The 12,068-nt window shown below is 62.7% G+C and carries 16 protein-coding genes; 8 read left to right on the top strand and 8 right to left on the bottom strand.

Annotated elements, in window-relative coordinates; all coding sequences use genetic code 11:
• Positions 1-2 precede the first annotated feature (2 nt).
• Positions 3-1,256, bottom strand: a complete 1,254-nt coding sequence (locus tag HRQ64_RS02975) for a glycerate kinase (RefSeq protein ID WP_127751754.1) — start codon at positions 1,254-1,256, stop codon at positions 3-5.
• Positions 1,257-1,372: 116 nt separating this feature from the next.
• Between HRQ64_RS02975 and HRQ64_RS02970 the strand changes: the two genes are divergently transcribed.
• From HRQ64_RS02970 to HRQ64_RS02960, 3 genes are all read left to right on the top strand, one after another.
• Positions 1,373-2,074 carry a DUF1045 domain-containing protein gene (locus tag HRQ64_RS02970; protein WP_172121959.1) on the top strand — a complete coding sequence of 234 codons (702 nt, stop codon included), beginning with the start codon at positions 1,373-1,375 and terminating at the stop codon, positions 2,072-2,074.
• Positions 2,075-2,143: 69 nt separating this feature from the next.
• Positions 2,144-2,290 (top strand): hypothetical protein, encoded by a 147-nt coding sequence (locus HRQ64_RS02965; protein ID WP_164854696.1) that lies wholly within the window; start codon positions 2,144-2,146, stop codon positions 2,288-2,290.
• Positions 2,277-2,519 (top strand): hypothetical protein, encoded by a 243-nt coding sequence (locus HRQ64_RS02960; protein WP_172121958.1) that lies wholly within the window; start codon positions 2,277-2,279, stop codon positions 2,517-2,519. The genes HRQ64_RS02965 and HRQ64_RS02960 overlap by 14 nt, the downstream gene beginning before the upstream one ends.
• A gap of 33 nt (positions 2,520-2,552) precedes the next feature.
• Here the strand turns inward: HRQ64_RS02960 and HRQ64_RS02955 are convergent, their stop codons facing one another.
• The gene (locus HRQ64_RS02955; protein WP_172121514.1) at positions 2,553-2,774 is read right to left on the bottom strand and encodes a hypothetical protein; all 222 of its coding nucleotides are present in this window, start codon (positions 2,772-2,774) and stop codon (positions 2,553-2,555) included.
• Between the two features lie 495 nt (positions 2,775-3,269).
• Between HRQ64_RS02955 and HRQ64_RS02950 the strand changes: the two genes are divergently transcribed.
• The gene (locus tag HRQ64_RS02950) at positions 3,270-4,325 is read left to right on the top strand and encodes a LacI family transcriptional regulator (protein ID WP_172121957.1); all 1,056 of its coding nucleotides are present in this window, start codon (positions 3,270-3,272) and stop codon (positions 4,323-4,325) included.
• Here the strand turns inward: HRQ64_RS02950 and HRQ64_RS02945 are convergent.
• Both HRQ64_RS02945 and rirA read right to left on the bottom strand, forming a co-directional pair.
• Positions 4,322-6,136 (bottom strand): ATP-binding cassette domain-containing protein, encoded by a 1,815-nt coding sequence (locus HRQ64_RS02945; RefSeq protein WP_127751749.1) that lies wholly within the window; start codon positions 6,134-6,136, stop codon positions 4,322-4,324. The genes HRQ64_RS02950 and HRQ64_RS02945 overlap by 4 nt on opposite strands.
• Positions 6,137-6,263: 127 nt before the next feature.
• Positions 6,264-6,758 carry an iron-responsive transcriptional regulator RirA gene (gene rirA / locus HRQ64_RS02940; protein WP_127751748.1) on the bottom strand — a complete coding sequence of 165 codons (495 nt, stop codon included), beginning with the start codon at positions 6,756-6,758 and terminating at the stop codon, positions 6,264-6,266.
• Between the two features lie 215 nt (positions 6,759-6,973).
• Here rirA and HRQ64_RS02935 point away from each other — a divergent pair, with 215 nt between their 5' ends.
• The gene (locus tag HRQ64_RS02935; protein ID WP_172121956.1) at positions 6,974-7,441 is read left to right on the top strand and encodes a hypothetical protein; all 468 of its coding nucleotides are present in this window, start codon (positions 6,974-6,976) and stop codon (positions 7,439-7,441) included.
• A gap of 1 nt (position 7,442) precedes the next feature.
• Here HRQ64_RS02935 and HRQ64_RS02930 read toward each other — a convergent pair whose 3' ends face one another.
• The gene (locus tag HRQ64_RS02930; protein WP_172121955.1) at positions 7,443-7,823 is read right to left on the bottom strand and encodes a hypothetical protein; all 381 of its coding nucleotides are present in this window, start codon (positions 7,821-7,823) and stop codon (positions 7,443-7,445) included.
• Positions 7,824-7,939: 116 nt separating this feature from the next.
• Between HRQ64_RS02930 and HRQ64_RS02925 the strand changes: the two genes are divergently transcribed.
• Positions 7,940-8,692: a Crp/Fnr family transcriptional regulator gene (locus tag HRQ64_RS02925; protein WP_349236661.1), complete on the top strand. Its 753-nt coding sequence runs from the start codon at positions 7,940-7,942 to the stop codon at positions 8,690-8,692.
• A gap of 144 nt (positions 8,693-8,836) precedes the next feature.
• Entirely contained in the window at positions 8,837-9,007 is a 171-nt protein-coding gene (locus tag HRQ64_RS02920; RefSeq protein ID WP_172121954.1) for a hypothetical protein, read from the top strand.
• Positions 9,008-9,158: 151 nt separating this feature from the next.
• Here the strand turns inward: HRQ64_RS02920 and HRQ64_RS02915 are convergent, their stop codons facing one another.
• Both HRQ64_RS02915 and HRQ64_RS02910 read right to left on the bottom strand, forming a co-directional pair.
• On the bottom strand, positions 9,159-9,989 hold the full coding sequence (locus HRQ64_RS02915) for a metallophosphoesterase (RefSeq protein WP_127751745.1): 831 nt from the start codon (positions 9,987-9,989) through the stop codon (positions 9,159-9,161).
• Positions 9,986-10,939 carry a diacylglycerol kinase family protein gene (locus HRQ64_RS02910; protein WP_172121953.1) on the bottom strand — a complete coding sequence of 318 codons (954 nt, stop codon included), beginning with the start codon at positions 10,937-10,939 and terminating at the stop codon, positions 9,986-9,988. Before HRQ64_RS02910 ends, HRQ64_RS02915 begins: the two co-directional genes overlap by 4 nt.
• Before the next feature lie 153 nt (positions 10,940-11,092).
• Here HRQ64_RS02910 and HRQ64_RS02905 point away from each other — a divergent pair, with 153 nt between their 5' ends.
• Entirely contained in the window at positions 11,093-11,842 is a 750-nt protein-coding gene (locus tag HRQ64_RS02905; protein ID WP_172121952.1) for a phosphatase PAP2 family protein, read from the top strand.
• Here the strand turns inward: HRQ64_RS02905 and HRQ64_RS02900 are convergent.
• The gene (locus HRQ64_RS02900; RefSeq protein WP_164854694.1) at positions 11,839-12,012 is read right to left on the bottom strand and encodes a hypothetical protein; all 174 of its coding nucleotides are present in this window, start codon (positions 12,010-12,012) and stop codon (positions 11,839-11,841) included. The genes HRQ64_RS02905 and HRQ64_RS02900 overlap by 4 nt on opposite strands.
• Positions 12,013-12,068 lie beyond the last annotated feature (56 nt).

The raw sequence follows: 12,068 nt of genomic DNA, 5'->3' as shown, positions 1-12,068 counted from the left end.
CCTCAACGGATCAGGATTGCCCGGAAATCATTGACATTGGTGCCCGTCGGCCCGGTGACCAACAGGTCGCCAACGGCGGCAAAGGCACCATAGGCGTCATTGCTGGCGAGGGCCGCCAGCGGGTCGATGCCGGCATGGCGCATTCTTGTGGCTGAACTGCCATCACAGAACGCCCCGGCATTGTCCTCTGAGCCATCAATGCCATCCGTGTCCGCCGCCAGCGCCGAAATCCCATTCACCCCATCCAATGCAATGGCGAGCGCCAGCAGGAACTCGGCATTGCGCCCGCCCCGGCCGTTGCCGCGTAACGTCACCGTGGTTTCTCCGCCCGAAAGCAGCACGACCGGCTTGGCGAACGGGCGGTTGCGCTGGGCAATTTCACGAGCCATGGCGGCGTGAACGAGGGCCACGTCGCGCGCTTCCCCTTCCACCGAGTCCGAAAGGATTGCCGCTTCGACCCCCCGGCTCCGGGCGAGTTCGGCGACCTTTTCCAGCGACACCGCCGCCGACGCAATGGTGCGCACGGTGTGAGTTGCAAAGATGGGATCGCCGGGTAGCGGCGCGAGGTTTTCGTCACCCGCCAGCAGCAACGCCGCGGCGGGCGGCAATTGCAGGCCATAAAGCGTGGCATACTTCCGCGCCAGTTCGCGCGTTCCAGCCAGAGCGACCGTCGGGCCTGAAGCTACAATGGCTGGATCGTCTCCCGGCACATCGGACACGACGAGTGTCGCCACACGCGCAGGCGCTGCCAGTGCAGCCAGCCGCCCACCCTTGAGGGTCGAGAACTGGTTGCGGATCAGGTTCATCACCCCGATCGGGGCGCCTGAAGCCAGCAAAACGCGGTTGATGGCCTGCTCGTCATCCAGCGTCAGGCCCGGCGCAGGCGCCGGCAGCAGCGCCGAGCCGCCGCCCGAGATCAGCGCCACGACCAGATCGTCAGGGCCAAGCCCCGAAACTGTTTCGGCAATCCGCCGGGCTGCCAGAAAGCCCGCTTCGTCGGGCACCGGATGGGCGGCTTCCACGATCTCGATGCGCTCGCAGGGCGCGCCATAGCCATAGCGCGTGACGACCAGCCCCTTGAGCGGTCCGTCCCAAGCCGCTTCAAAAGCCTGCGCCATCTGGGCAGAAGCCTTGCCGGCCCCAACCACGACGGTGCGCCCCCGAGGCTTGGGCGGCAAGTTATCGCGAACCGCTAGAGCGGGTTGGGCCTGGGCAACGGCGTGCCCGAACCAGGCTTGGAGCAGGTCTCGATCCATAAGTGTGGCTTGTCATTCCTTGGGACGCTCGATAGCCACAACTTGGCGAAGCCCATCGTTACTGTCCAGCAGGCGCTACGCCCGCAGGCAGATATTCTATTCCCCGCGAGGATCTTATGGCTCCACGATATGCAATCTACTATGCGCCTGATGTGTCGGACCCGCTTTGGGCAAGAGCCAATCAGTGGCTTGGGCGCGATCCCGTCACCGGGAGCATGGTGCGCGAGCCCATCCCGCCGCTTGGCCGCGAGGAGCTCGACGGCCTCACCGTCTCGGCCCGCCGCTACGGCTTTCACGCCACCATCAAGGCGCCCATGGCGCTGGCCAGTGATGTCAGCGAAGCCGAGTTGCAGGATGCGCTGGCTCGCTTTGCGGCCGAGCACGCGCCGGTATACTTAGGGCAGCTCGAACTCGTTTCCTTGCACGGCTTTCTTGCGCTGATCCCGCAGGCAAACGAGGCTTTGCAGGATCTTGCGGCCCATGTGGTGGAAAGTTTCGAGCCGTTTCGCGCGCCGCTTTCGCTCAAGGACCAGGCTCGCCGCGCAGCGGCTGGGTTGACGCCACGGCAGCAGGAACTGCTCGGCGCCTATGGCTACCCCTATGTGTTTGAGGAATTCCAGTTTCACATGACCTTGACCGATCGGCTGGGTAAGGCCGATCACGACCGGGTCCTGGCTGCCGCCGAGGCGTGGTTTGCGCCCGTGCTGGCAACCTCAGTGCGGCTAGACCGGATTTGTCTTTTTGTTGAGCCCTCTCCAGGAGAGCCGTTCCGGCGAGCCACGGAAGATCGGCTGCGCGACGGCCCGCTGGGCGTTTAACGCCGCGTATTGAACCGATCTTCGCTTATCGCGTTGGAAGTTGTTGGAGCCGGGTTTCAGGAGCTTTTCGTGTCCAAAAACGGACTTTACGTCGTGATCGGCATCCTGCTGGTCGCAGTTCTTGCCTTCGGCATCTACATCTATCAGCAACAGACACGCCCCGGCATCGAGGTCAGGGTGGACGAACAAGGGATATCGATCGATGGCAACGGATAATCCGGGTGCTGGCGAGGATCGCCGCGAAACCATAGCAGAGGTGATTGCCAGCGAGCTTGACCGGCAGGCGCATGACGGTGCCATTCGCGTCGATGTGCCGGCGCTGGCGGAAGCCATCGACGTCGCCATTGCCGCTGAACTCGATCCAACTCACGCCGCCGGAGCCGAACCAGCGCCGCTGGACGAGGGCAAGCGCCCCGAAGAGCTCAATTCCACCAATGATGGCTAAGACGGAGCTGGCGTCGCCAGCCCCTTAATCTCGTCAGTGGCCGTTGCCTTTATCAGCGCGCAAGGCCACTGACGCCGCGCGGCGTGCTTCTTCTATGGTTTCGAAATGCCGGCCATCGATGGCGAAGGCCGGCAGCCTGACCGCAACAAAGCGAAAGCCGCCGTTTTCAGGCACGACAATGCCCTGCGGCTCCCCGCCAACCTCGACAATGATGGGCCTGACGGTCTTGGCCCGGCCTAGATTCTTTTCCTGCATGGGTGGATGCTCCACTTGCGCGTCCGGTCAGCCCTTGGCTGGACCACAAACCCGCCAAGAGGCGGGGACGCTGGGCTTCTATCGGTCTTGTGAGACAAACGAGTGACGGGTGGTCACATTCGTTTGGAGCGACAGAGTCCTTGCCAACGTTTGGTGCGGCGGAGCAGTTTGGCTACGGTCATGGAACCAGCATGGATGGTGAAGGTCGTCGATGATGTCATCTTCATTCCTCTCCTGCGGCGTTGACCCGAAGCAGTTTGGCTGCAACACCAAAATAACGCAGCCGAGCCGGAAAAGCCAGCTACAGTGAGCCTGCAGAAGCCCGTTTAAGCGAAAAAGCCTGCTCAACTTTCGTCTTGGTCCGGGACGCCACGCGCGACGGACTTCCCTTAACCGGCTATCGGCGCTAAGGCGTTGAAAGGTCCGACGCGATCTGATGGGTGTCGGACGATAACAGCGCAGCCGGGAGCCCGCCCGGCTCGGAGGAAGTTGCAAGTGTCCGAGCACAACCTGCCTGCCCCTGTGCAGCCCAAGCGGGGCGTCAAGCCGTCCGGCAAGCCCACCCTCAAAACCATCGCACAAATGACCGGGCTGGCGGTCACCACCATCTCGCGCGCCCTCAACAATGCCCCCGAGTTGGCCCAGGACACCCGCGAGCGCGTGCAAAAGATCGCGGCCGAGATCGGCTACCTGCCCGATCGAGCGGCCCTACGCCTCAAGACCGGGCGCACCAATGTTCTTTCCTTGGTGCTCGAACCCGACGAGCAGATCTATGGCTTTGGCTCGTCGATCGTTGCCGGGCTGACTGAAGCCATGCGCAACACGCCCTTCCATCTCATCATCACGCCATTGTTTCGCAATGTGCCCTCGATCGAGCCGATCCGGCACATCGTTCGCAATGGCATGGCCGATGGGGTGGTGTTTTCCAAGGTGGAAACCTTCGACGACCGCATCCGCTTCTTGCTGGATAACGATTTCCCCTTTGTCAGTCACGGCCGCTGCCTGTGGCCCGAAGCGCATCCCTATGCCGATTTCGACAATGAGGCCTACGCCTATGGCGCGGTCAAGCGCCTGGTGCAGAAGGGGTGCCGCAAGGTTTCCATCGTGCTGCCCGACAGTGCGCTGACCTATACCGAACACCTCAAGACGGGAATGCTCCGCGCCGCCGGTGAGGCCGGTATCGAGTGCGAATTCGCCGCTGATGTCACCCTGGCCAGCCCGACCGACGCCATCCGCACCTATGTGATCAAGCGCGCCAAGCGGCCTAATCCTCCCGACGGCTATGTCGGAGCCTCTGAGCTCTCAGCCCTCGCCATAATCGGCGGCCTCAACGACAGCGGCCCCGTCGTGGGCCAAAGCGTGCATGTGGTGACCAAGCAAGCCTCCCCCCTCTTCGCCCAGTTTCAGCCCGGGGCCGAAACCGTGTTCGAGGACTTCAACAAAGCCGGCTTCAATCTGGGCTCGCTGCTGCTGCGGCGGATTGCGGGCGAGCCCGTCGAAGACCTGCACGCCCTCGACACACCCGTTTTCCCCTGGGCCGACGGCGCCTAGCCCTCGAGCGTTTCGCGCAGTTCCTCGAGTTCAAGCCATTGCTGCTCGGCGGTGTCGCGCCGGCTTTGGGCTGCAACCAGCGCTTTGGACTTTTCAGCAAATGCCGCGGGGTCGCGCGCATAAAGCTTGGGATCGTTCAGCGCCTGGTTGATCGCCTTGATCTCGGCCTCGAGCTTTTCGATGTCCTTGGGCAGGCTCTCGAGCGCATGCCGCTCCTTGAAGGAAAGCTTGCGCTTGCCGGTTGCCGCAGTCACCGGCGCCAGCGAGGTCTTGCCGGGGCGGTGGGTCGCCTTGGTTATGGGCGCGCGGGCATTAACCCCAGCGCCGCGCTGGATCACCATATCCGAATAGCCACCGGCATATTCGGTCCATATGCCATCCCCCTCGGCAATGATGATGGAGGTCGCAACCCGATCGAGGAAGTCCCGATCGTGGCTCACCACCACAACGGTGCCGGCATAGTCCGAAACCATTTCCTCGAGCAGATCGAGCGTTTCAAGGTCGAGATCGTTGGTCGGCTCGTCGAGCACGAGGAAGTTCGACGGCAGCGACAAGGCGCGCGCCAGGGCCACCCGGGCCCGCTCGCCACCCGAAAGTTTGCCGATGGGCGTATTGGCCTGTTCGGGGGTGAAGAGGAAATCCTTCATATAGCCCACCACATGGCGCGGCTCGCCATTGATGTGGATGGTGTCGCTACCCCCGCCGGTCAGGGCATCCTTGAGGCGCGTTTCGGGCTGCAGCTTGGCGCGGCCCTGATCGAGCATCGCCATCTCGAGCGCCGCGCCCAGCTTGACGGTGCCGCTATCGGGCGGCAGCAAGCCGGTCAGCATCTTGATCAGCGTGGTCTTGCCCGCGCCGTTCGGCCCGACAATGCCAATCCGGTCGCCTCGCAAAACACGGGTGGAGAAATCGGCGACAATCACCCGGTCGCCATAGGTCTTGCTGATGTGCTCGGCTTCCGCCACCAGCGCACCCGAAGTGCGACCCTCGGACACCTGCATGTTGACCGAACCCGTGACCCGCCGCTGCTCGCGCCGGTTTTGGCGCAGTCCGGACAGGCGCTCGAGGCGCCCCACATTGCGCTTGCGGCGCGCCGTCACGCCATAGCGCAGCCAATGTTCTTCGCGCACGATCTGGCGGTCGAGCTTGTGGCGGTCGCGCTCTTCTTCCTCGAGCACTTCGTCGCGCCAGGCTTCAAACGCCGAGAAGCCCTTGTCCAGCCGCCGCGTTACCCCGCGATCGAGCCACACCGTGGCGCGGGTCAGGTCGGACAGGAAGCGACGGTCGTGGCTGATCAGCACCATGGCCGAGCGCATGGAGTTGAGTTCCTGCTGCAGCCATTCAATGGCGGGCAGATCAAGATGGTTGGTGGGCTCGTCCAGCAGCAGGATATCGGGCTTTGGCGCCAAGACTCGCGCCAGCGCCGCCCGTCGTCCCTCGCCGCCAGAAAGGTTTTTCGGATTTTCCGTGCCGGTCAGCCCCAGCGATTCCAGCAGATACTGGGCGCGATAAAGATCATCGCCGGGGCCAAGGCCCCCCTCGACATATTCGAGCGTGGTGGCAAAGGCCGACAGATCAGGCTCTTGCGGCAGGTAGCGCAAGGTGGCGCTGGGCTCAACGAAGCGAACGCCCCCATCATGCTGCACGTCGCCGGCCGCGATCTTGAGCAAGGTGGATTTGCCCGAGCCATTGCGCCCCACCAGCGCAATGCGCTGGCCCGGGGAAACAATCAGTTCGGCGCCCTCGAGGAGGCGCGTGCCGCCAAAGGTCAGTTGGATATTTTGTAGGGAAAGAAGCGGGGCAGCAGCCATAAGTCGTCCAAGCGTTTGGGCGCGATAAATCACGAAGGTGGGGCGGATCAATGCGAGACAAGCGCAAAGGGCCGGTCGGGACACGATGGTCCCAACCAGCCTAGATAAGGCAGCAACGGGCCTGTTGCTAGGCTGGGCTGGCTTCCGGCTCGATTTCCTCGATCTCGTCGGCTTGACCGACTTCCTCGAGCATCTGCAAGCCAAGCCGCTCGCGGATCGAGCGCTTCTTGTGCGCCAGATCGGCGATCGTGTAGCCTTCCAGCACGGTGAAGAACGCACCCAGCGCTTCGCGCAGGGCTCCGTTCAGGTCGCATTCGCCGATCAGGGGACAATCGGCCCCTTCTTCAAAGCACTCTGCCAGGGCGAAATTTTCTTCCGTCAGCCGGATAGTTTCAAGCAGCGTGATCTGGTCAGCAGGTTTGCCCAGCGTAATGCCGCCCTTGCGCCCGCGCACGGTGCGCAGCAGGCCATTTTCGACCAGCGGCTTGATCAGCTTGAACAAAAACAGCTCGGAAATGGCATAAGCGCGGGCGATGTCGGCAACGCGGCTCAGACCCGGCTCGTTAACTGCACAGTAAACCAATGTGCGGATGGCGTAGTTGGATTGGCGCGTCAGTCTCAAGATCGACCTTTCTGTCCGCTCCTCTCGCGGAGCGCGGAGCGGCTGCATCGTTTGATCGCTGCACCTTATAACCATTCTAAAATGTGTCAACCAAACATGATGTCGCTATTCAACTTAGTTCACCGCCGCCATGCGCTGTCCTGCGCGATCCCCCTCATGCTGGGCAGCCGGAGCCACTTGCCCCGTTGCGCATTGAAGCGCTGAGGAGGACGGGGATGGCGCAGGTTTATCTGGATTGCGATGGGGTTCTGGCCGATTTCGACAAGGGGGCGGAGGCAATTTTCGGCATGTCCACCCGCGACTATGAGCGCCGCTTTGGCCTGGGCAAGTTCTGGAAGGCGCTGGCCAGCGCGCCCGAGTTCTTTGCGCGGCTTGAGCCCTTGCCCGACGCCATGGAATTGTTCGATGCCGTAAAACATCTCAACCCCATCATCCTGACTGGCCTACCCCGGGGCAATTGGGCCGAGCCGCAAAAGCGGCGCTGGGCCGAGGAGCATTTCCCCGGTGTGCCGGTGATCACCACCAGCGCCGCCCTCAAGCGCGAACATGCCCATCCCGGCGATGTGCTGGTGGACGACCGCGACAAGTACCGGCATCTCTGGGAAGAAGCCGGCGGCATTTTCGTGCATCACCGCAGTGCCGCCCAGTCGATTGCCGAACTGCGCGAGCGCGGCTTTATTTGAGCTAGAACCGGCCGGGCAGCAATCGCACGCAAACCGGCTCGATGTCGGTCCAGCCCAGGCGAGCCAGGACTTCGTTGCTGTCGACTGGCTTGCGCCCGGCGCCTCGATCCAGCGACCAGGTGATGTGGTAGGTCCCGCCACCCGGCCGATCGCTCGTGCCGCCGATCCGCAGCACCAGGGCTTCCAAACCCACGCCGTCATCGACCCGGCCGATGATGTCGCCAGCTCGTTCCGCGGGGAGCGCTGCCCAGGCGGGCGCCCCAAATCGCAGCGTCACATGGTGGGCAACCACATCAGGATAAACCGGCACGAAGCGGGTCAGCAGGGCCATGCGCTCGGACGGCACCAGCGTCCAGCCAATCACCAAGGGTTTCTTGCGCATCAGTGCGACTACTCCGGTTTTTCCTGCCCTCGTCCGACTGTAGAAAAAAGCGAACGACTTGCGCTTCTGTAAGTTATGTCTGCAGCCACTCTTTTCCCCTCTAGAAACGAGCCCCCGTGCCCAAATCGCGCCAGCCCTTGATGGGCAATTATTTGCTACGGACCATGCCAGCAGACAGCTTTGCTGCGCTTTATCCTCATCTCAAATTTTTGCGCTTGCCCACCAACACGGTTCTGGCCGGAGCAGGACAGGCTGTACAGTGCCACGTCTTTCTGGAAGCCGGGCTCGCTTCGGCTGTGGCGCGCAGCGGGGACAACCAAATGGTCGAAGCCGCCCATCTTGGCCGCGAGGCGATGATTGGCCATCAGGCCTTGCTTTCCGTGGGCACCAGTCCCTATGAAATTTCCATGCAGATCGAGGGCAGCGGCTGGCAGATCAGCGGCGAAGCGCTGCGCCGGACCATTGGCGGGCACCATGCCACCATGCAATTGCTGCTCCGCTTCGTGCACGCGCTTGAATTGCAGATCATCCATTCGGTGGTCGCCAATGCCCGCTACAGCGTGCACCAGCGCCTTGCGCGCTGGCTGTTGATGACCCATGACCGGCTCGATCGCAACGATCTGCCCCTCACCCATGAATTGCTGGCCACGCGGCTCGGCGTGCGCCGCGCTGGGATCACCGACGCTTTGCACACGATCGAGGGGCTGGGCGCCATCCGGGCCACGCGCGGCAATGTGCAGGTGGTCTCCCGTGCGACGCTTGAAGCAGTGGCCCAGGGCAGCTACGGCGTCCCCGAAGCCGAATATGAGCGCCTGATCGGGGTGCCGCTGCGGCGCGGCCAGCTCGCTCAAGTTAGTACCGATCGGTAGGGAACGCCCCCGTCTCACGGGTGTTGTTCTCCCATGACCACCCAACAGTCGAGTTAATCGATGACTATCATGTTGATCGCTGTAACCACTGCCGTTCTTGCAACCCTGACTGTTGCTGTCGACGGCGACTAAGGGAGTTCAGTCATGCCCAACCAAAATCCGCGCGGACCCGCTCAACCCATCGGCAAGGCGGTCGATGATGAGGATCCCAACTACAGCCCGGTTGCCGATCGTGCCCCCAAGCCGGCGGGGCCCCGTGGTGCCGCCGAACAGGCCGACAAGGACAATGAGCGCGCACAAAAAGGCGCACCATAAGGAACCGTTTGCGCGCCACTGACGTTGAGACGTAGCAGTGGCCAACTGCGACCTCCAAAGAATAGCAAGACCCAGAGCCATGCACACAGCTCTGGGTCTTTTTTTGCGCGCAGTTGGCGCCCAGCAGCCGAGACGCCGCGCGCAACACCGCTCAAGCGGGCTCACTGGCCTTTTCGCGCGTCTTCCAGGTTTCACCCGCCCATTCGCGCACGGTGATGACGATCATGCCGTCCTTGAAATCAATGAGGTTGTAGGCATTAGGCTCACCGCGCAGGCGCGTTGAAATGGTAGAAGACGCCTGCGCCACCAAAATCGGCGCCACGGCCGATTTACGCAGCCCTGTAGGCGCCCCTGCCTTGACCGCACCAACCGCCTCGTGCTTGCGCACATAAGAGAGGTGGAAATGCCCCGATAACACCAGCCGCACGCCCAGACGCGAAAAGGTCTCGAGCGCCTCGTCGGCACGCTTGACGATCCGGGCCTCGGTTTGCTGCATGGGCTGGGTGGGATAAAGCAGTGGATGGTGGGCAACGACCACTCGGATTGCATCGGGAGAGGCCTTGCTGAACCGCTCCTCAAGATGCTCCAGCTGATCGCGCGAAATGGTGCCATGGCCCCAGTTCCATTCCAGCCGCATGCGGCGGGATGTGCGCATACCCACAAAGGCGACGCCATTGAGCTCCAGGAACGGCTCCAGCTCCTCAGCGATATAGCGGCGGTAAAGACCATAGGGGTTGAGGAACCGGCGTACCAGATTGATCGCCGGGACGTCGTGATTGCCGGGAACTGCAAAATAGGGCGCGCTCAGGGAATCGAGAAAAGCTCGCGCGGTAACGAACTCTTCCCGACTGCCGACCTGGGCAAAATCGCCGCTCACCACTACCAGATCGGGCTGTTGCAATTCGATATCGGCCGCCAACCCTGCGGATATGCGTGTGTCATGCTTGCCGAAATGCAAGTCGGAGAGATGGACGACCTTCATGGAGCCAGCCCCTCCTCCAAGGGGAGGGGCGCATCGGCGGGCGCTTCGGGGGAAGCCGGCGCCAGCACCGAAAGCGCCAGGGGCAGGATCTTGAAATGCAAGGGCGTCGAGAAGGTCTCAACCTCTCCGTCCAACATTACCTTGAGCGCCTTCTTGCGGGTTTCAATGGTCAATTCGTCAACGCTTTCAATGGTGAGAGCCTCGTCGTCACGCCACCGTCCGAGCAACATGCGCGCCGTCAGCCGCGCCACGTCACCCAGATTGAGGTGCTTGATCACATAAAGCGTCAGGCTCCCGCGATCCAGCCGGTTGCGGGCAAAGAACTTGCCGAACCCCTCCTCATAGGCATTGCTCGACACGGCAATGGACTGCACCCGCTCCACCCGCGCCTCGCCCGAGCGCGGCACGATGCGCACGGCCATGCGCCGTGCCCGCGCCAGGCGGCGAGTGAAATAGCGGAAAAAGGCGATCTTGGTGCCGATGCTCATGGTACCGCGAATATGCTCGCGCCCGGCTGCTACCCCGGGAATGGTGCCGATGACGACCTTATGCAGGAAGGTTTGCCCGTTGATCTGCCCCACATCGATGCGCCGCAACTCGGCGGTTTGCAGCTGCTTGACCGCGTCGGGAACTGTCAGCGGCAGATGCAGGTCCCGCGCCAGCAGATTGACGGTCCCGAGCGGCAGGATGGCAAGGTTCTTGTCCGTCCCGACCAGCGCATGGGCGAGCGCCGTGATCGTGCCATCACCACCGGCGGCAACTATGGTATCGGCGGGGCTTTGCAGCGCCCGCTCGATGCGCTCCTTGAAGGGCGCGTCGCCGTCGGCGTCGATAGTGGCCTCCAGCCCCGCCTCGGCGAACATGGCCGCCAGCGTCTCACCCGTCGTGCCGGTTGCATGGGCCGTGCCGGCATTGGTGTTAAGGATCACATGGAAATGTCGTTCGACCATCAGTGTCGCCCGCTGAAAGGAGGGGAATCGCTGTCACACAACGGTGAGAGCGCGCTATGGTTCAATGCAGCGGCGTCGCACCACAAGGCTCACCTGCGATTGTGGAACATCGCGACCTCCGGCGGCGTTGCTCGCCCACAAATAGAGGCAAACATGGCAAGATCGCTTTCCCAACTGTTGAACCTGCGCAGCGTCGTCAACTTCGCTCGTGGGGAAGCGAGTGTGCTGGCTGGCATCGCCATGGTGAGCGGGCTTGTGCTGGCGTTTCTGTCACTGGCCGACCAGGTCAGCGAAGGCGATACCGAGGCTTTCGACACCGCCCTCCTGATGCTGTTTCGCACGCCCGACCCAAGCCATCAGTTGATCGGGCCGCTTTGGGTGCAGGAGATGATGCGCGACGTCACCGCGCTGGGCAGCTTCGCGTGTCTCGGGCTCCTTGTCGTGGGCGTGGCGATCTATCTGGTGCTCGCGGGCCTGCGCCATGCGGCCCTTCTCATGGTGGTGTGCGTGCTGAGCGGCACCGCGCTCAGCACCTTGCTCAAGATGGGTTACGACCGTCCCCGCCCCGATCTTGAATCCTTTACCCACCAGTTCACCTCGAGCTTTCCCAGCGGGCACTCGATGCTCTCGGCGGTGACCTATCTTTCGATCGGCGCGCTGCTGGCGCGGCTGGCACCAACACTGGCGCTCAAGATCTATGCCCTGAGCGCTGCGGTTTTCCTCACCCTCTTGGTCGGGTTCAGCCGGCTTTATCTTGGGGTGCATTTCCCCAGCGACATCCTGGCCGGCTGGTGCATTGGCGCCGCTTGGGCGCTGCTCTGGAGCGTTATTGCCATCTGGCTGCAAAAGCGGGGGCATGTCGAGCAACCCCCCGCTGAAACCTTGAGCGACCGGACCGCTTAGGGGCCGCCGGCCACCGACCCGAGCACGGCCATCACCAGATCATCGAGATTGACGTCGCCTTCGACGCGCAGCCGATCGTCCTGAGCGGTGACTTTGAGCTTGTCGGGCTGGTTGCTGGCTTGGCGCTGCAATTCGCCGATAATGGTTTCGCGCAATTTGTCTTCAATCATCTCTGCCTCCTGGTTGTGCACCATTAAGCCGAGGCAAAGGGTGGGGTTCCCTCGCG

It is taken from the genome of Devosia sp. 919, assembly GCF_013185965.1.
Lineage (GTDB): Bacteria > Pseudomonadota > Alphaproteobacteria > Rhizobiales > Devosiaceae > Devosia.
The sequence above is the reverse complement of the archived record's forward strand: the minus strand, read 5'-3'. Positions and strand labels throughout refer to the sequence as shown.

Bases quoted from the DNA above. Each gene is read 5' to 3' on its own strand.
- HRQ64_RS02915 (WP_127751745.1), bottom strand. From the start codon at position 9,989: ATGAAGGTCGTCCATCTCTCCGACTTGCATTTCGGCAAGCATGACACA.
- HRQ64_RS02955 (WP_172121514.1), bottom strand. From the start codon at position 2,774: ATGCAGGAAAAGAATCTAGGCCGGGCCAAGACCGTCAGGCCCATCATT.
- HRQ64_RS02900 (WP_164854694.1), bottom strand. From the start codon at position 12,012: ATGATTGAAGACAAATTGCGCGAAACCATTATCGGCGAATTGCAGCGC.
- HRQ64_RS02930 (WP_172121955.1), bottom strand. From the start codon at position 7,823: ATGCGCAAGAAACCCTTGGTGATTGGCTGGACGCTGGTGCCGTCCGAG.
- HRQ64_RS02960 (WP_172121958.1), top strand. From the start codon at position 2,277: ATGGCAACGGATAATCCGGGTGCTGGCGAGGATCGCCGCGAAACCATA.
- HRQ64_RS02905 (WP_172121952.1), top strand. From the start codon at position 11,093: ATGGCAAGATCGCTTTCCCAACTGTTGAACCTGCGCAGCGTCGTCAAC.
- HRQ64_RS02920 (WP_172121954.1), top strand. From the start codon at position 8,837: ATGCCCAACCAAAATCCGCGCGGACCCGCTCAACCCATCGGCAAGGCG.
- HRQ64_RS02945 (WP_127751749.1), bottom strand. From the start codon at position 6,136: ATGGCTGCTGCCCCGCTTCTTTCCCTACAAAATATCCAACTGACCTTT.
- HRQ64_RS02970 (WP_172121959.1), top strand. From the start codon at position 1,373: ATGGCTCCACGATATGCAATCTACTATGCGCCTGATGTGTCGGACCCG.
- HRQ64_RS02935 (WP_172121956.1), top strand. From the start codon at position 6,974: ATGGCGCAGGTTTATCTGGATTGCGATGGGGTTCTGGCCGATTTCGAC.
- HRQ64_RS02975 (WP_127751754.1), bottom strand. From the start codon at position 1,256: ATGGATCGAGACCTGCTCCAAGCCTGGTTCGGGCACGCCGTTGCCCAG.
- HRQ64_RS02910 (WP_172121953.1), bottom strand. From the start codon at position 10,939: ATGGTCGAACGACATTTCCATGTGATCCTTAACACCAATGCCGGCACG.